This is a genomic window from Deltaproteobacteria bacterium, from assembly GCA_026712905.1.
In the GTDB taxonomy this organism is placed as follows: domain Bacteria; phylum Desulfobacterota; class Binatia; order UBA9968; family JAJDTQ01; genus JAJDTQ01.
Genome location: JAPOPM010000100.1, coordinates 19,060 through 34,947, shown reverse-complemented (window position 1 = coordinate 34,947; position 15,888 = coordinate 19,060). Strand labels below are relative to the sequence as shown.

The following is a 15,888-nucleotide window of genomic DNA, read 5'->3' as shown; positions in this document are numbered from 1 at the left end:
TATAGGCCCCTCGAAGTCCGTGTCAACCGGGATATCAACCGCGCCTCGGGTTCGCCGCCTCCCGGGCCTTGGCCTCGGCCAGCGCGGGCAACTCCTCGAAGGAGACCGCCTCCACCTCGAACGCCGTGCCCGCTTGTGGGCCGGAGGAGTCCGCCTGGGGGTGCATCGGGTGGCGGAAATAGAAGACGTAGCGGAGGAAGCCCTCGCCGCCGGTGATGCGATGGGCGATGCCCCGGGGCACGTAGCCCATCTCGCCGGGATCCAGCTCGTGCACGCCCCATTCGGTGTCGTTGGTGGCGTGCCCGCGAAACTGGAACCAGATCTCGTCATCGTCCATGCCCCGGTGGAAGCCGTTCTGCTGTCCTATGGTGTTGTAGGTGTCCGTGCGAAAGTCCTCGCTCTCGTACTGCTGCGGGCCCGGCCCGCCGCCCTTGCCGGTCATTCCGGTGAAGTAGTCGAACACGCGCATCACCGTCACCTCCCGGCTCTTGCCGCGCTCGAAGGTGACGCAGCCCACGAGGCTGGCGTGGTCGCGCTCGATGACGATGGGCTCCAGCGCCGGGTCCCAGAAATCCGTGACTTCGAGGATACGGCCCGTGCGCGGCGGGATGGCGACGGTCTGGAGTTCAGGCGGCTCGCCGGCCGCGCGGACGTGGAAGTCCGTCCGCGTCAGCGGGTTCTCGGGGTCGAGGGTCGTACGCACGGGCTTGTGCACCTTGACCACCAGTTGGCGGCAACCCGGCGCCCCGATCATCCGGTACGACACTCCGGCCGGTACGTGCATCGAGCGCCCTGGCGATATCTGGTACTCGCCGAACTCCGTCTCCGCCGCGGCGTTGCCCGTGAACTGGAACACGAGCACGTCGTAGTCCGCCGGGCGGTGGAAGACGGGCTCCGGCCCGTCCAGCACATGGGCTTCGATGATGCCGTCCTGCCCGTGCCACAGCACCGGCGGCTTCACGCCCGGCCGGTTCGTGGCCCCCTTCACCAGGTCGAACGGCTTGATGCGCGGCATGGGGCGGCCGCCGCTCCGTTGCGTGCCGATCAGCTCGTCCTCGTCCCGCTTGAACCAGATGGGCCGGGGCGAATCCCAGTGCGTCATGAACTCGAAGAACTGCTTGCCCATAATAGATGGCCTTTCCTAGTGTCGTGTCCCGTAAATTCCTGGCATAATTTGCTGGTTGTTTTCGCCGTCGGCTGCGTTGCGTCACCCCGGGCCTTGACCCGGGGTCTTCCTCCCGTGGTGCCCGCCACTGGGGGGCGACCGCAGGTCGCCCCTACAAGTCATCGCGCGTTGCCGACGACGAAAAATCCTGCGCAACTCATGCCAGGAATTTACGGGACATGACACTGGTCGCTCGCGCTTGCCGAGGCACCTTCCGAACGTCATTCAAAGAGCCGCTGTACGTTGACAACCGTCACTATCTCAACAACGGTTGGCGACGGTCAACCGCGTCTCCGCATCGTATCGGCCCACTCCGGCGCGGGGACAGGCGCGTCTTGTGAGGGGCCGGTCCCTGGTGTATGAGTCCGCCATGGCGAACCTGCGTTTGACGCTCTCCTGCGGCGACTACGACCGTACTCGCTTCCTTATCGAAGGCAAGGTGGCCACCCCCGGGATCGACCTGGAGGTGATCCCCCTCGCTTCCCCCGAGCGCCATGCCCGTTTCACCCGCGGTCTCGAGTTCGACGTGTGCGAGCTGCAGATGGGGGTTTTCCTGGGATGGAAGAGCCGCGGCGTGCCGGTGACGGCGATCCCGGTGTTCCCCCACGTGAAGTTCTGTCACGGCGCGGTGGTGGTGCACTCCGAGGCCGGCATCGAACGCCCCGCGGACCTGCGCGGCAAGCGCATCGGGCTCCAGGCCCACTTCAATCCCATTGCCGTGTGGATGCGCGGCGTCCTCAAGCACGAGCACGGCGTCGCTCCCGGCGAGATGCGGTGGATCACCAATTCCAAGGAGCAGGTGTCGCCCTGGGAACCGCCGGAATGGCTGCACGTCGAGCAGGCTCCCGCCGGCCGGCGCGTCACGGAGATGCTCGAAGCGGGCGAGATCGATGCCTACATGCTGCCCACCATCGGGTCGGCCTTCCGCGCCGGCGAGAGCGTGGGGCGCCGGCTCTGGCCCGACTACCGCGAGGTGGAGGCGGACTACTACCGGCGCACGGGCATCTATCCACTGCGCCACACCGTGGTCATCAAGGACGAGATCCTGGCGCGGCATCCCTGGGTGGCCGAAACCCTGCTGCAGGCTTTCGAGGAAGCGAAGGTCCGCGGTCTCGAATACATGCGCGATCCGCGGCGTTCCTACCTGGCGTGGTACGGCGAAGCCATCGAGGAAGACGAGAAGGTGCTGGGACGGGACCCGTTCCCGTACTCGGTGGAAGCGCAACGCCACGCGCTGGACACCATGCTGCTGTTCGCGTCGGAACAGGCGGTGACCACCCGCCGGCTGAGCGTGGACGAGTTGTTCGCGCCGTCGGCGTGACCGCGCGGGAGCATCAACTAAGCTGACTGGGGAAAGAACTTGAGGCGCTCCTTGGGCAGGGTGACATAGACCTTGTCGTTGACGGGCGCCTTGTCCATGGTCTTGACCTGCAGCACGGTCGCGGACACGCGCACCTCGTGAACGAACAGGTCGCCGAGGTACGTGCGCGATACCAGCTCTCCGGCGAACTCGTTGTCCCGGCCGGTGGGCGCGGGGCTCAACTCCAGATCCTCCGGGCGGATTCCCAGGGTGCCGGTGAGGCCCGGCCGGTCCGGCCGCGAAGTCTTCAGCGTCCCCATTTCCGTCTCCACGGCTCCTCCGGCCTTCGTTTCGCCTTCCAGCCAGTTGATGGAGCCGAAGAACTCGGCCACCACGCGGTTGGCCGGTCCCTCGTAGAGTTCCTCGGGACTGCCCACGGACACGATGGCCCCCAGGCTCATGACCGCGATACGGTCCGCCACCACCATGGCCTCCACTTGATCGTGGGTCACGTAAAGCACGGTGATGTTGAGGCGCTTGGCCAGTTCGCGGATCTGTACCCGCATCTCCTCCCGCAGGCGAGCGTCGAGGTTGCTCAAGGGCTCGTCCATGAGCAGCAGCTTCGGGTTCACGGCCAGGGCCCGCGCCAACGCCACGCGTTGTTGCTGGCCTCCGCTCAAGAGCGGCGACGGCCGCTCCGCGTAGTCCTCCAGTTGCACCATTCTCAGCGACTCGTGGACGCGATCCCGCACCAGGGACTTGTCGATCTTCTTGCGCCCGCGCGTCAGCGGCAACGCCACGTTCTGGAAGACCGTCATGTGGGGCCAGATGGCGTAGGACTGGAAGACCATGCCGATCTTCCGGTCCTCGGGCGGTGCGTAGATTCCCCGACTCGTGGAAAAGACCGTGGCGCCGTCGATCGCGATGTCGCCGCCGTCGGGCGTTTCCAGGCCGGCCACGCAGCGCAGGAGCGTGGTCTTGCCCGAGCCGCTGGGCCCCAGCAGGACGAAGAACTCGCCCTCCTCGACCCCTTGCGTGACGCCGCCCAGCGCCACGACCTCGTTGCCGCCGACGCTGAAGATCTTTTTCAGTTCCTTGACCTGGAGCATGAGGGCCTCCGGAAGGGTAGCTTAGCCGATCGGATGACGCGCCAGGAAGTCCTCCAGCGCTTCGATGGCGCCGGTGCCGTCCCAGAAGGTCATGTGGCGCACGCCCGGTATGAGAGCCAGTTCCGCGCCGGGGGTCGCCTGCCCGAGCCGCCGGGCCGTGTCCACCGGCGTGCTGCCCTGCCGTTCCACCTTATCGTCCTCGCCGCACAGCACCATCGCCGGCACGCTGACCTGTGGCGCCATGGCCAGTGCGTCCCAAGTGAGGCGCGCGCGCTCATGGCGGCGGAACATCTCCACGGTGGACTGGCCGGACCACAACGCGTCCGCGAGTGCGCCGGCGGCCGCTCGGTTGGCGTGATAGAATGTCGGGTTGAAGGCCATCCCGTCGTTGTCCACGTGGGACTTGATGTACTGCTCGAAGCCCATTTCCTGAATCTGGGCGTGGGTTCCCGGTGACACCTCCCGCGGCTTGCCGACCAAATTCCGGGAGCCCGGGCCGGTGGCTGTCATGGTGAGCGTGGCCACCAGGTCCGGACGGTCGATGGCCAGGGCCTGGAGGATCTGGCCGCCGATGGCAAACCCCACCACGTGGCAGCGCGTGATCCCGAGATGTGCCAGCAACGCCGCGCAGTCGTCGGCGAACTGGCTCACGGTGTAGCCGTCCTCCGGCGCGCTGCTGCGGCCGGTGCCGCGGCAGTCCATGATGACGGTCTCCCAGCGCCGGCTCAAGGCCGGCACCACCTGAAGCTTCCAGGGATCCAACGGCCACCAGGAGGCCGGCACAAACAGCACCGGCTCTCCCGCGCCCTCCCTCTCATAGTAGATGTCCACTCCATCCAGCTTCGCTAGCGGCATTTCAATCTCCAGTTGTTCGTTTGTTTGGGCGGCAGCCCGCCAGCATACCCCACGTTCGCTCAAGCCCCGCCGACGATAAGACACGCAGGGCAGGTGCGCAACCCTGGGCGCAGAATTCTCCGGCGCCCCGTAGTCGGAACACACGCGTGCTCAGAGCGGCGGTAGGGGCGGCCCGGAAATCTGTTGACGGTGGGCGGACGTAAGCCTTGATCCCTGTCAACTACTCGTTTCGCGCGAAGCAGAACGGTGAAAACCATGCAGGGCCGTCTCCAGATTTCCGGGCCGCCCCTACCGCCGCGCCGTACCGGAACCTAACCCTCTAGTCCGGGCGTACTCCACCACCCCGCGCATCCGAGCGCAGCAGCTCCAGGATCTTCCGCCGCGGAAACCCGTCCGCGCGCCGCCCCTTCTTCGCCTGATAATCCCGTATGGCCGCGCGCGTCTTCGAGCCGATGATCCCGTCGATCTCTCCGATGTCGTATCCCCGCCCGGCCAGCAGGCGTTGCAGCTCCTTGCGCTCCGATTCGGCGATGGGCCCGACGCCGTCCGGCCAGGCGAGGGCGGATTCCCCGCCGCGCAACCGGTCGGAAAGGTGCCCGATCGCCAAGGCGTACTTGTGTGCCGGGTTGTAGCGCATGATCGCGCGGAAGTTCGCGCGCAGCAGGAAGGCGGGTCCCTGGAGTCCCGCCGGAAGGTCGAGGAACGCCCGCTCCCCGGGATGCGGGAACGCGCCACCACCGGCCCGCCGAAGTCCCAGTTCCTGCCATTGCCGGATGGTCCGCTCCCCCTTCTTGCCGGCGAGTCCTGCGTCGAACCCGTCCGGGAGGACGACCCTGTGCCCCCACGGCCTCCCCACAACCCATCCGTTGCCGCGCAGATAGTTGGCGGCGGATGCCAGCGCGTCGCGCGGGTTGTCCCAGATGTCGCGCCGGCCGTCGCCGGTGAAGTCCACCGCGTAGGCCTTGTAGCTCGTGGGGATGAACTGCGTGTGACCCATGGCGCCCGCCCACGAGCCGGTCATGCGTTCGACGGTGATGTCGCCTGCCTTGAGGATATCGAGGGCTGCCAGCAATTGGTTGCGGCCGAACTTCGCCCGGCGTCCCTTGTAGGCCAGGGTGGAGAGCGAGCGGATGACGTTGCGCTTGCCGCGCAACTTGCCGTACAGCGTCTCCAGGCCCCAGATGGCCGCCAGCACGTGGCGGTCCACGCCGTACCGCCCCTCGATTCGTTCCAGGTCGGCGGCAAACTCCGACAGCTTGACGCGGCCGTCGTTCACGCGCGTGTCCGTGACCACCAGGGCCACGTACTGGGATGCTGGCAGCACGAACTCCGGCTGCCGGTTGTTCTTCTCGATCACCTCCGGGTCGGGAGTGAGGCCGCGAAACGCCCGGTCGTAGAGCGCTTCCGGGATGCCGCGCCGCAGCGCCACCGAGCGGAACTCCCGCACGAAGGACCGGTAGGCCGTCTGGTCAGGTGTGAGTGGCTGAGCCGGGGAAGGGGACGGCGCGCCGAAGGCGGCCACGATCGCCGAAACGAGGACCCCCAGGACCGGGCCTCGGCGGCGAAAGCACTTCACGGTCGTGCGCCGTTTCATGAAGTATACGGGCCTGTCCCCCGACCTACGTGAACAATCTTACGATGATGGCGGTGAGGCCCAGGAGAATGGTGAGCGCCCCCAAAACCATCTTGCTTTCGAGCTTAGAGATGTCCGCCTTCGTTGCCAAGTGCGGCAGAGTCGATTCGAAGGCTGTCTCGAGCCGGGAGATGTCCGCCTTCGTTGCCAAGTGCGGCAGAGTCGATTCGAAGGCCGTCTCCAGCCGGGAGATATCCGTCTTTGTGGCCAAGTGCGGCAGAGTGGCTTCAAAGGCCGTCTCCAGCCGGGTGATGCGTTCTTCCGCTCCGTTCGCCATGATCGTTCTCCCTGCGGTCACTTTGACCGCTGTTGCCATGAAAATCAACAGTTATTGAACGAGTGTGAGTAAACTCCAAGGTCTTCACCGTAGTTTGCCCAACGACTTCCTGCTGGCTATATTTGGAGCCGCGTTGCTTCCCAGCTCCGCGCACAAACCTTCAGCGACATCGCACGAGAGGAGATTGCACCATGCCCAGACCGCGCCCCATCCAGTGGCCGGACAACGCCAAGATTTGCGTCACTTTCATCGTTCCGTGGGAAGTGTGGCCGGACAACTACGCCACCCGCGGCTCGCTCCAGCGCGTGAGCCACCCGCTGCCCCCGGAGAACGCCGTCTTCAAGCAGAACATGGCCGCGGTTACCGAGCGCGAGTACGGCGACCGGGTCGGCATCTGGCGCATCATGGACATGTTCGAGCGCCACAACCTCAAGGTCACCTTCCTGATGAACGGCAAGAAGGTGGAGCAGTTCCCGGACGAGGTCCGGGAGTTCCAGGCCCAGGGGCACGAGTTCTCCTCGGAGTGCTACGAGCACGAGTACGCGTTCATGTACACGCGGGAGGAAGAGCGGAAGTCCATTCAGGACACGGTGGCCGCGTTCAAGAACGTGCTCGGCGCGCCGCCCACCGGGTACCTGTCGCCCGGTCACGCGTCCACGGACAACACGCTGGACCTGGTGGCGGAGGCCGGCTTCGTCTGGTGGGCCGACCCGCTCAACTCGGACATTCCGTACACGTTGGAGGCCGGCGGGCGAAAGGTCGCCGTGGTGCCGTACAACGTGCCGGGGTGCAACGACTACTCCACCTACGGCGGCGGCCGCACGCCCCGGGACCTGCTCCAGATCATGAAGGACCAGTTCGACTATCTCTACTGGGAGGGCGAGCAAGGCGCGCCCAAGTTCTTCGCGTTCAACCTGCATCCGTTCGTGTCCGGTGTGCCCTACCGCACCAAAATCGTCGACGAGTTCATCAAGTACGCCAAGGGCTTCACCGACGTCTGGTTCGCGCGCCGGCTGGAGATCGCCAACTGGGTGCTGGAGCAGGGTTACTGACGCGGCGTCCCGTCACGGCGGCGGGGAACGTTCGGATGACGGCTCGGCGCCATGGTGGCGCCAAGCTCGAGAGTCCTGCCGCAGACCCCCCGCGCGCAGTCGCTGAGGAGGAAGGCCGCCGCCGCGGCGATCTCCCCGGCGGATAGGACTTCACATGCCAGGGGCGGGTCTCTGTCTTCGGGATCCGCCCCGGCGAGCGGCGCACCCGCCCCACCCGGTGCCGGAACCGACTCGGGCCGCACTCGACCGGCGGGCGCGGCGCGCCTCCAGAAGGGCGGGGGGGTCAGGACGTTGAGGGTCACCCCGTCCCGGGCGACTTCCGCGGCCACGCAACGCAGCCAGGCCGTGAACGCGGCCCCGGTTGCCGCGCGAACGCTTTCCTCGGCGCTGTTGCGGGCCTCCGGCCATGGAACCATCCACAGCACGCGCCCCCAGCGCCGGCGCCGCATGCCGGGAAGGAGGGCTTCCGTGAGCGCCCTGAAGCGCAGGAAACCGTCGTCGAGCCGGGCGCTCCAGGTGGGCGCTCCCGGGTTGCTCTGACCATCCTCCCGCAAGGTGTGCCGGACGATGCCGAACAGGATGTCGATGGCGCCGAAGTCGCGCGCGATCCGCTCCGCCTGGGCGGCGGCCGACGTTTCGTCCCACGCCTCCAGCGCGTAGCCCAAGGCCTTGACGCGACCCCGTTCCGCGGCCTCGGCCGCGACCCGTCGCGCCGCCCATCCCTTGCGCGCACACACCGCCACGTTCGCGCCCTCGGCGGCCAGCACGTTGGCCACGGCCCGGCCGATGCCGCGAGATCCTCCGAAGACCAGTGCGCTCCGGCCCCCGATGCCCAGGTCCATGACCGTCAGAGGCGGACCAGGCGCAGAAGGCCGTCCAGCGCCACCACCATCGCGTAACGCGCCATCAAGACGACGTAGCGGCCCAGAAGCCAAAAGCACCGCCCCGCCAGCGGAAGCACGCGGTGGTCCGGTTCCATACTATCCATGGGGTCCCTCCATTGCTCTTGGCTCTGCGAGCGCCGCCGGCTCCGGTCCGGCCAAGGCCTGCACCATCTCCGTTTCCCGGCGCACCATGCCGGCGAAGTAGCCGTTGCCGCGAGCGAGTTCCGCGGGCGTTCCCTGCTCGGTGATCTTCCCCTGGGCCAGACAGAGGACCCGGTCCACGTGACGCAACGCGGACAATCGGTGGGCGATGACGACGACCGTCCGCCCCTGCGCCAGCGCCCGCAGGTTCTGCTGGATGCGCAGTTCGTCCTGCTTGTCCAGTGCGCTCGTGGCTTCGTCCAGAATGAGCAGCGTGCGCGCATGGAACAACCCTCGGGCCAGCGCCAACCGCTGCCGTTCACCGCCCGAGAGCAGGCTTCCGCGGGCGCCGATGCGGGTGGCGTAGCCCTTGGGCATGTGGGTGATGAACTCGTGAGCGCATGCCCCCGTGGCCGCCGCGATCACCCGCGGCATCTGGCGCTCGCCCGGCCCCAGCGCGATGTTGTCGGCGATGCTGCGCCGGAAGATCGGATAGTCCTGCTCCACCGCGCCCATGTGCCCGCGCAGCCAGACCGGGTCGATGATGGCGGCGTCCACGCCGTCGAGGAGCACGCGCCCCTCGTTGGCGAGGTAGAGTCGCTGAATCAGCCGGCAGACCGTGCTTTTGCCCGAGCCCGACGGCCCGGCGATACCCAGGGTTTCGCCGGGTACGACGTCGAACGTCACCCCGTCGAGCGCCATCCGGTCGGTGTCCGGATAGCGGAAGCGGACGTTCTCGAAACGGATGCCGCCCTTGAACGCGGGCAGCCGCACCAAGTGGCCGCTTCGGTGCTCGGTCTCCTCGTTCAGCACGGTCCCCAGTTCCTTCACCAGGCCGCGTGACCGGCCGAAGTCATACGCGAACAGGCACAGGCGCATCATGGGCTGGGAAAAGCGCATGTTGACCAGGTTGACCGCCACGAGCTGGCCCAGGGTGAGCTGGCCGTCCAGGACCATGGAAGCGCCGAACCAGAGCAGGCCGGCGGTGGCGAACCGGTTCACGAACTGGTTGTACTGGGTCATGGATTCGCGCAGGTCCTGCGTGTCCTCCTCCGACGCGATCGCCGCGTCCACCTGTTCGACGAGGAACTCCTCTTGGGCCTTTACCTCGTTCATGCCCTTGACGGTCTCGATGCCGGTGAACGTGTCGAGCACCGCCTCGTTGCTTTCCCGCCGGTTGCCGCGGGTCTGCCGGCTCCATCGGCGCAGGGTGGGCATCACCACGAAGGCTGGAGCGATGTAGAGGGGCAGGGAGGCCAGGATGATCATGGACAGCGTCAGGCTGAAGTGCAGCATCAACGCCAGGAAGACGAGCACGAAGAGGATGTCGACGAACACGAACACCACCGCGTTGGTGAGGAACCGGCGCAGTTGCTGCAGTTCCTCGATGCGGGAGAGGGTCTCCACCGGAGTGTTGCGGAGGTAGAAGGAGGCCGGAAGCTCCAACGAGTGCCTGATGAGGCGCGACAGCAGCGTGCGGTCCATGTCCCGCACGGCCCGGCGCAACGCACGGTGGCGTGCCGCGCGCAGCACGGCTTCGAACAGCAGGAAGAAGAACAGGCTGACGATGATGACGTCGAGGGTGGCGGCGCCGCGGTTGGACAGGACCTTGTCGATGATGATCAGGAAGGCGAAGGGGTAGATGTAGCCCAGGAGGTTGACGAAGAAGGACGCCGCCACCAACGGCCCGAAGACAGCCTTCTCGTGGAATACGTGTTTTGCCACCGACGCCAGCGAGAAGCCCGTGTCTTGGGCTTCGGCGGGCTTCGGTTGGATCCCCGCTGGATCGCCGTCAGGCTCCAGGCGCGGTTTCGCCCGGCCGGGGGCCCCCGGACCCCGGCCGCGCGCGGCGCCCGGGTCGCGGTCCTCAAGTCTGTGCTGTGTCGCGGGTGTCATCGGTGCTCACCAATGCGAGGCCTTGCGCCGCAAGCTGCTTGACGAGGTCGCCGGGCGGGTCTGTCGCGGGCGTCAACGCGCGCCATTCCCGGGAGCTCTCCAGGAGTGTGAAGGCATCCGGCGCCAGTTCCAGCACCTTGGGGCGTCGGCGCGCGCGAACCGCCAGGACGACCATGAGCACCGGCCGCTCTGTCACCGGCTCCCGGGACCGGGCGGGCTCGAACAGCGCACGCACGTCGTGGCGGCCCTTCACAAGGCAAGCGCACGGATGCGTGCGATACCAGAAACCGGGCGCCTGGGGTCGCGCCGCCAACGCTTCGCCCTCCATGTCCGCGGGGCGCAGGGTGCGCGCCCGCGCCAGGGCCAGCTCGACGGCGGCCACGTCCGCGGCCCAGGGCGGCCGCGGCGGCTCGTGAGAGCCCGGAGCGAGAAAACGTTCGAAGAAGCGTTCGGCGTCCGGGTAGCGCTCGTAGGTCAGCGGCGGGCACGCCGCGGCGTAGTCGCGGGCCAGGGCCGAGAACCCGTGGCCCAGCAGGGTGGCGGTGCGCTCGAACGTCTGGCGGATGCGCGCCATGCGCTTGTTGTGGGAGAACTCGGCCTCCAAACGGAGCCGTCCCACGTCCATGCCCTGAAGCTCGGGGTCTCGGGCCGCCGACTCGAGGTCGGAGGTGCCGAAGATAAGGGCGGGGCTGGTCAAATGCCGCAGGAGGTGGGTCTGTCTGTCAATAAGCCGGTGCATCGGTCATGCTCCCTTCCGTGGTAACGGTCGCCTTGGCGACGTGGCGGCGGATGCGCGTGACGTCCGCCAGAAGCTCGTCACCCTGCTCGTAGTCGTTGTCGCGTTCCAGGATCACCGTCCGGGGGTGCTGGCGTTCGAGGGCGTACTCCAGCAGGTCCAGTGCTTGTTGCGGCACCGGGTGGCTGTGGTTGTCGGCCTGGAATGGGACGTCGAGATAGGGCCGGCGGATGAGCGGTCCCCCAGCCGCGTGCACGCCGGTGACCACACCCTCGGGCAGTTCGTCGAGAAGGGCCAGCGGATCGACGGCGTGGTTCGAGAAGTTGACGAACAGATTCTCGACGTCGAGCAGCATCTCCACGCCGGTCTCGCGGAACAGCAGGTTGAAGAATTCCGCGTCGCTCATCTCCGCGTCCGGGAAGTCGAAGACATACGAGATGTTCTCGATGGAGAAGGGCACCGGCAAGTGCGCCTGGACCCGTTGGATCTTGGGGATGAGCATGTCCGCGGCGGCGCGGGTCTTGGGCACCGGCAGCAGGTTGGCCAGGTCGATGCCGGGAACCTTGGTCCAGGCGAGGTGCTCGCTGTAGGACAGGATCTTCAGGTCCTCGATGGTCCCGGCCACCGCGTCGAGATAGGCCTCGTCCAGGGGAGCGTCGGTGCCGAGGGAAAGCCCCACGCCGTGCAGCACGAGTGGGACCCGGTCCACCAGATTGCGGATGGCCCGGCGCACGTACTCGCCTCCCTTGATGTAATGGTCCACCGTGACCTCCAGCACGTCGAAGCGGTGCAGGTTCGCGAGCGTCCACTTGGCGATGGGTACACGGAAACCGATGCCGATGAGGGGTGACTGGGATGGAGTTGAACTGTTCATGGAACCTCCCGACTCGAAATGGAATCATGAGCGCGGCGCTTGCCGCGCGCCCGGCACGCGCCGGACTCCGTGGGCGCCGCGCCGCCGTTTTCACGGAGCGCGATGCCCTCACGGATACTAATCGAGAGGTGTTCGCAGAACTTTAGCCGCCGGTTGGTGAAAAACCGCGCGAGCGGTACCGGCATCCGTTACCGAGATGGCACTGCCACCCCGAAGAGTCATTCCCGCGAAAGCGGGAATCCAGGGGCGGTGGTGGGGCACTACAGCGGCGTTTCCCCGCCTCGCCACCCCTGGATTCCCGCTTCCGCGGGAATGACTCTTCGGGGTGGCGCGAGAGGGGCGAGCCCGAGAGAACGTCGAAGGGGAGGGTGTCCGGGAAGGGGCGACCCGCGGGTCGCCCCTTCATTCCTGGTCGGTCCGGTCCAGTAGCTAGCCGTCGGTCTCCATGCCCACGACCCGCGCCGGGTTGCGGGTGCAGACCGTGTGGAGTTCGTCGTCGTTCAAACCGAAGGCTTCCATGTAGCCGCGGATGAGGCGCATGGCCTCCACCGAGTCCGGGAACAAGGGTTCGCCCGCGTCGCTGGACAGCGCGAAGTGCTCGGCCCCGACCTCGCGGATGGTGTTGTACATGATCTGCGGGTCGACCCCGAGAAGCGGCGACAGCTCGTCGAAGGTGAAGTTGAACAGCACCCCCAGCGGCGCCAGCTCCTTCATCTGCTCCACGGACACATCGAGGAAGGGGCTGTAGGGATGGTCGATGACCAGCCGTCGGAGTCCGACCCTGTGTGCCTCCTCGGCGATCTTGAAGATCTCCTTGTGGGTGGGGTGACCGAAGAACAACGCCACGTCCCGTTCCACGCACAGCCGGATGATGTCCTTGACCTCGGGCTTCAACTCGCCGGACTCGTCCAGGTTGTAGCGCCCGTGCTCCAGGGCCTTCTCCCAGGACAGGGGGCCGAGCCACCCCTGGGCGTTCATGTCGTGCTCGATGAGTTCCCGGCGGCTGCCCACGATGTGCATGGTGTTGGCGTGATTGAACACCGGCAGCCACAGGGCGACGACGCCGTCGTCGATGGCCTTTTCCGCCAGCTCCGCCGACACCGGGTCGTCATTCCGCCCGCATACGAAACCGGCGAACAACGCCACCGGGGTGGCGCCTTCCTCGTCGGCCCACTCGTCGAGCTTCTCTTGCAGCGAGCGCACCGCCGTCCCCGCCTTGCCGACGATGGACTTGAAGAGGATGCCCCTCATCTCGGCCCGGGTTGCCTTCTTCACCAGGTCCAGGGCGTCCTGCTGCCCGGCGTGGGCGTGGCAGTGGATGTCGATGGCGTCCTTGACCTTGATGTGGCCCGGATGGACCACGCCGGGCTTGTACTGGGTACGCGCGGCGTAGGAGGTGACGCACCGTTCCTGGGTCGGGGTCGAGACCACGTTGTCGCTCATCGCATTCTCCCTTCTCTAGTGTGGGGGCGCCAATTGCGGCTGCCGCAACCGGCTTGCCGTGCGCCGTGTTTCAGGTTCATAGTAGACCCTCGAAACCCGGAACGGAAGAGGAGGACATGGACGGTTTCGAGCATCTCACCCCGCTTCAGGCGTCGGTGGTGCTGGGCCTTGCGCTCGGCGCCGTCTACGGTGTGCTGGCCCAACGCAGCCGGTTCTGCCTGCGCCGCAGCCTGGTGGGGGAATGGCACGAATGCCTCCCGGCGCTGGGCGTCTGGACCCTGGCGTTGGCCCTGGCCATCGCCGGCACCCAAGGCGCGACGGCCGCGGCGTGGATCTCCTTCGACGCGCACCGGTTCCTGGCCCCCGACCTTCCCGTGGTGGCGGTCCTCGTGGGCGGCGCCCTGTTCGGCGCCGGCATGGTGCTCAGCGGCGGTTGCGCCTCCCGTCTCGCGGTGCTCACCGGCTCCGGCAACCTGCGCTCCGCGCTTGTCCTGGTGGTTTTCGCGGTCGTCGCCTACGCCATGATGAAGGGGGTGTTGGCGCCGCTGCGCGCGGCGCTGGCGGGTTGGACCGTGGATCCCGGCGGGAAGGTGGTGCTGACAGCCCTGCCCGGCGGCGAGGTTTGGACCTGGGGCCTGGCGCTCGCCGCCGCCCTCGTGGCGTTCCGCTCCGGCGCGGCGCCGCGCCACCTGGCCATGGGCGCCGTGATCGGGTTGCTGGTGCCGCTGGGCTGGGTCGGCACCGGCTTCGTGCTCCTGGACGACTTCGATCCCGTGCCGCTCCAGTCCCTGGGATTCACCGGGCCCATGGCGGACACGCTGTTCTGGACCATGGCGGCCAGCGCCATTCCCGCGGGCTTCGGCACCGGTCTGGCCGCCGGCGTGGTGGGGGGCAGCCTTGTCGCCGCGGTTTGCGCGGGCGAGTTCCGCTGGACCAGCCTGGAAGGGCCGCGGCAGACCGGCCGCTACATGGCGGGTGCCGCGTTGATGGGAACGGGCGGCGTCCTGGCCGGCGGGTGTACGGTGGGGGCCGGTCTGTCGGGCGTGTCCACCGGGAGCATCGCCGCGGCCCTGGCGCTCACGGCCATGGCGGTGTCGGCCAGGATCGTGGGAAAGCTTCTCTAACCAAACACCAGACTAGGGGAAGGTCAGGCGCGGACGAGACGCGTAGGGGCGACCGGCGGCGGTCGCCCCTACGTGCTTTTTGTGCACGTCGTATCGTGGATCAGCCGAAGGTGTCCTTGGAGAAGGCCGCGTACCAGCCGAGGGATTCCTCGTAGGTGGCCTTGCGCACTGCGGCACTCTCGCCGGTCTTCGAAATGAAGCCGTCCGTCTTGGCGATCTTCTCGTCGGTGGCCTTGTAAGAGGCTCCGACCTTGACCCCGTCATCGGCGGCGATCAGCGACCAGCAGGTGTTCCGGAAGCGCGCCGGAAAGGCCTTCGATCCGGTCAGCGCCGCACGTACCGCTATGGCGCACACCTTGGCCTGGCTGTTGGCGGAGAACCCGGACTTGGGCATGTCCCCCTGATGGGACGCGTCACCGAGCACGTGGATGTTCTCGTCCGCGCGGCTTTGCATCGTATGCGGCACCACCGGAGCCCAGCCGGCGTCGTTGGTGACCCCGGCCACCGAAGCGATGCGGCCCGCCTGCTGCGCCGGTATCACGTTGCACACGTCCACCTTGGTGACCTCGCCGTCGATCACCACCTCCATGGAACCCGGCCGCACCTCGACCTTGTTGCCGCCGAAGTCCGGGCCGACGCGCTCGATCATGCCCGGGTAATGGCGCTGCCACCCCTCCTCGAAGAGCCCCTGCTTGGAGAACTTCGCCTTGGGGTCGACGATCAGGATCTTCGCCGTCGGGTTGGACTGCTTCAGCGTATGGGCGACCATCGAGATCCGTTCGTACGGTCCCGGCGGGCAGCGGAACGGGTTCGGCGGTGCCACCATGCAATAGACGCCGCCCTGCCGCATGGCCGCGACCTGCGCCTTGAGGAGCTGCGTTTGCGAGCCTGCCTTGTAGGCGTGGGGCATGCGGTTCTGCTGCGACAGGTCCCAGCCGCGCACGGCCCCCTCACGGAAGTCGATGCCGGGGGACAGGACCAGCCGGTCGTAGGCAAGGCTGCCGCCGCCCGCGAGCCCGACCGTCTTCTTGTCGCGGTCGATGGAGACGGCCCAGTCGTGGACCACGTTGATGCCGTAGGCCGACGCCAGGGTCCCATAGGTGTGCCCGATGGACGCGAAGCTACGGAACCCACCGATGTAGAGGTTCGAGAAGAAGCACGTGTGATATTGCCGGCTGGGTTCCACCAGCGTCACGTCGATGGCGCCTTTCGAGTCCTTGGCGATGTAGCGCGCGGCCGTGGCCCCGCCGGCGCCGCCGCCGATCACCACCACTCGCGGGCGGCTTTGCCCGAGGATGGGCGACGCCCACAACGCCGCCGAGGTTGCCGCGGTTGATGCCAGGAAGCGGCGCCGGCTCATGCCGCGGTTCTTGCGGTCCAGTTTTGACATGTTTCCCCC

General features: G+C 67.3%; 15 protein-coding genes. 3 read left to right on the top strand and 12 right to left on the bottom strand.

Features of this window, described 5'->3' with window-relative positions; translation table 11 throughout:
- Nucleotides 1-34 precede the first annotated feature (34 nt).
- Nucleotides 35-1,126, bottom strand: coding sequence for a hypothetical protein (locus OXF11_07785; GenBank protein MCY4487002.1), 1,092 nt, complete (start codon nucleotides 1,124-1,126; stop codon nucleotides 35-37).
- Between the two features lie 409 nt (nucleotides 1,127-1,535).
- On the opposite strand from OXF11_07785, the gene OXF11_07780 reads away from it, so the two are divergent.
- Entirely contained in the window at nucleotides 1,536-2,486 is a 951-nt protein-coding gene (locus OXF11_07780; GenBank protein ID MCY4487001.1) for an ABC transporter substrate-binding protein, read from the top strand.
- Nucleotides 2,487-2,503: 17 nt separating this feature from the next.
- Here OXF11_07780 and OXF11_07775 read toward each other — a convergent pair whose 3' ends face one another.
- The 4 genes from OXF11_07775 to OXF11_07760 all read right to left on the bottom strand — a co-directional run bounded on the left by OXF11_07775 (nucleotide 2,504) and on the right by OXF11_07760 (nucleotide 6,339).
- Nucleotides 2,504-3,574, bottom strand: a complete 1,071-nt coding sequence (locus OXF11_07775) for an ABC transporter ATP-binding protein (GenBank protein MCY4487000.1) — start codon at nucleotides 3,572-3,574, stop codon at nucleotides 2,504-2,506.
- Between the two features lie 21 nt (nucleotides 3,575-3,595).
- Nucleotides 3,596-4,429: an alpha/beta hydrolase gene (locus tag OXF11_07770; GenBank protein ID MCY4486999.1), complete on the bottom strand. Its 834-nt coding sequence runs from the start codon at nucleotides 4,427-4,429 to the stop codon at nucleotides 3,596-3,598.
- Nucleotides 4,430-4,748: 319 nt separating this feature from the next.
- Complete coding sequence (locus OXF11_07765; protein MCY4486998.1) at nucleotides 4,749-6,023, bottom strand: lytic murein transglycosylase; 1,275 nt, start codon at nucleotides 6,021-6,023, stop codon at nucleotides 4,749-4,751.
- A gap of 25 nt (nucleotides 6,024-6,048) precedes the next feature.
- Complete coding sequence (locus OXF11_07760; GenBank protein MCY4486997.1) at nucleotides 6,049-6,339, bottom strand: hypothetical protein; 291 nt, start codon at nucleotides 6,337-6,339, stop codon at nucleotides 6,049-6,051.
- A 191-nt stretch (nucleotides 6,340-6,530) separates the two neighbouring features.
- Between OXF11_07760 and OXF11_07755 the strand changes: the two genes are divergently transcribed.
- Nucleotides 6,531-7,391, top strand: coding sequence for a polysaccharide deacetylase family protein (locus OXF11_07755; protein ID MCY4486996.1), 861 nt, complete (start codon nucleotides 6,531-6,533; stop codon nucleotides 7,389-7,391).
- Here OXF11_07755 and OXF11_07750 read toward each other — a convergent pair.
- The 6 genes from OXF11_07750 to OXF11_07725 form a co-directional block, all read right to left on the bottom strand.
- On the bottom strand, nucleotides 7,385-8,233 hold the full coding sequence (locus OXF11_07750) for an SDR family NAD(P)-dependent oxidoreductase (protein MCY4486995.1): 849 nt from the start codon (nucleotides 8,231-8,233) through the stop codon (nucleotides 7,385-7,387). The two genes, OXF11_07755 and OXF11_07750, sit on opposite strands and share 7 nt — an antisense overlap.
- Nucleotides 8,234-8,238: 5 nt before the next feature.
- Complete coding sequence (locus OXF11_07745) at nucleotides 8,239-8,379, bottom strand: hypothetical protein (protein ID MCY4486994.1); 141 nt, start codon at nucleotides 8,377-8,379, stop codon at nucleotides 8,239-8,241.
- On the bottom strand, nucleotides 8,372-10,141 hold the full coding sequence (locus OXF11_07740; protein MCY4486993.1) for a peptidase domain-containing ABC transporter: 1,770 nt from the start codon (nucleotides 10,139-10,141) through the stop codon (nucleotides 8,372-8,374). Before OXF11_07740 ends, OXF11_07745 begins: the two co-directional genes overlap by 8 nt.
- Nucleotides 10,142-10,283: 142 nt before the next feature.
- Nucleotides 10,284-11,051 carry a hypothetical protein gene (locus OXF11_07735; GenBank protein ID MCY4486992.1) on the bottom strand — a complete coding sequence of 256 codons (768 nt, stop codon included), beginning with the start codon at nucleotides 11,049-11,051 and terminating at the stop codon, nucleotides 10,284-10,286.
- A complete protein-coding gene (locus OXF11_07730) occupies nucleotides 11,035-11,922 on the bottom strand; it encodes a DUF692 domain-containing protein (protein ID MCY4486991.1) in 888 nt (295 codons plus the stop codon). The genes OXF11_07735 and OXF11_07730 overlap by 17 nt, the downstream gene beginning before the upstream one ends.
- Nucleotides 11,923-12,351: 429 nt before the next feature.
- Nucleotides 12,352-13,365 carry a DUF6282 family protein gene (locus OXF11_07725; protein MCY4486990.1) on the bottom strand — a complete coding sequence of 338 codons (1,014 nt, stop codon included), beginning with the start codon at nucleotides 13,363-13,365 and terminating at the stop codon, nucleotides 12,352-12,354.
- A 116-nt stretch (nucleotides 13,366-13,481) separates the two neighbouring features.
- Here OXF11_07725 and OXF11_07720 point away from each other — a divergent pair, with 116 nt between their 5' ends.
- Nucleotides 13,482-14,489, top strand: a complete 1,008-nt coding sequence (locus OXF11_07720) for a YeeE/YedE family protein (protein MCY4486989.1) — start codon at nucleotides 13,482-13,484, stop codon at nucleotides 14,487-14,489.
- Between the two features lie 100 nt (nucleotides 14,490-14,589).
- On the opposite strand, the gene OXF11_07715 is transcribed toward OXF11_07720, so the two are convergent.
- Complete coding sequence (locus OXF11_07715) at nucleotides 14,590-15,879, bottom strand: NAD(P)/FAD-dependent oxidoreductase (protein MCY4486988.1); 1,290 nt, start codon at nucleotides 15,877-15,879, stop codon at nucleotides 14,590-14,592.
- Nucleotides 15,880-15,888 lie beyond the last annotated feature (9 nt).

What these genes read in the sequence shown, in the direction of transcription:
- OXF11_07755 (MCY4486996.1), top strand. Translation starts at nt 6,531, where the DNA reads ATGCCCAGACCGCGCCCCATCCAGTGGCCGGACAACGCCAAGATTTGC.
- OXF11_07715 (MCY4486988.1), bottom strand. Translation starts at nt 15,879, where the DNA reads ATGTCAAAACTGGACCGCAAGAACCGCGGCATGAGCCGGCGCCGCTTC.
- OXF11_07735 (MCY4486992.1), bottom strand. Translation starts at nt 11,051, where the DNA reads ATGCACCGGCTTATTGACAGACAGACCCACCTCCTGCGGCATTTGACC.
- OXF11_07720 (MCY4486989.1), top strand. Translation starts at nt 13,482, where the DNA reads ATGGACGGTTTCGAGCATCTCACCCCGCTTCAGGCGTCGGTGGTGCTG.
- OXF11_07770 (MCY4486999.1), bottom strand. Translation starts at nt 4,429, where the DNA reads ATGCCGCTAGCGAAGCTGGATGGAGTGGACATCTACTATGAGAGGGAG.
- OXF11_07785 (MCY4487002.1), bottom strand. Translation starts at nt 1,126, where the DNA reads ATGGGCAAGCAGTTCTTCGAGTTCATGACGCACTGGGATTCGCCCCGG.
- OXF11_07725 (MCY4486990.1), bottom strand. Translation starts at nt 13,365, where the DNA reads ATGAGCGACAACGTGGTCTCGACCCCGACCCAGGAACGGTGCGTCACC.
- OXF11_07775 (MCY4487000.1), bottom strand. Translation starts at nt 3,574, where the DNA reads ATGCTCCAGGTCAAGGAACTGAAAAAGATCTTCAGCGTCGGCGGCAAC.
- OXF11_07745 (MCY4486994.1), bottom strand. Translation starts at nt 8,379, where the DNA reads ATGGATAGTATGGAACCGGACCACCGCGTGCTTCCGCTGGCGGGGCGG.
- OXF11_07760 (MCY4486997.1), bottom strand. Translation starts at nt 6,339, where the DNA reads ATGGCGAACGGAGCGGAAGAACGCATCACCCGGCTGGAGACGGCCTTT.
- OXF11_07750 (MCY4486995.1), bottom strand. Translation starts at nt 8,233, where the DNA reads ATGGACCTGGGCATCGGGGGCCGGAGCGCACTGGTCTTCGGAGGATCT.
- OXF11_07765 (MCY4486998.1), bottom strand. Translation starts at nt 6,023, where the DNA reads ATGAAACGGCGCACGACCGTGAAGTGCTTTCGCCGCCGAGGCCCGGTC.
- OXF11_07780 (MCY4487001.1), top strand. Translation starts at nt 1,536, where the DNA reads ATGGCGAACCTGCGTTTGACGCTCTCCTGCGGCGACTACGACCGTACT.
- OXF11_07730 (MCY4486991.1), bottom strand. Translation starts at nt 11,922, where the DNA reads ATGAACAGTTCAACTCCATCCCAGTCACCCCTCATCGGCATCGGTTTC.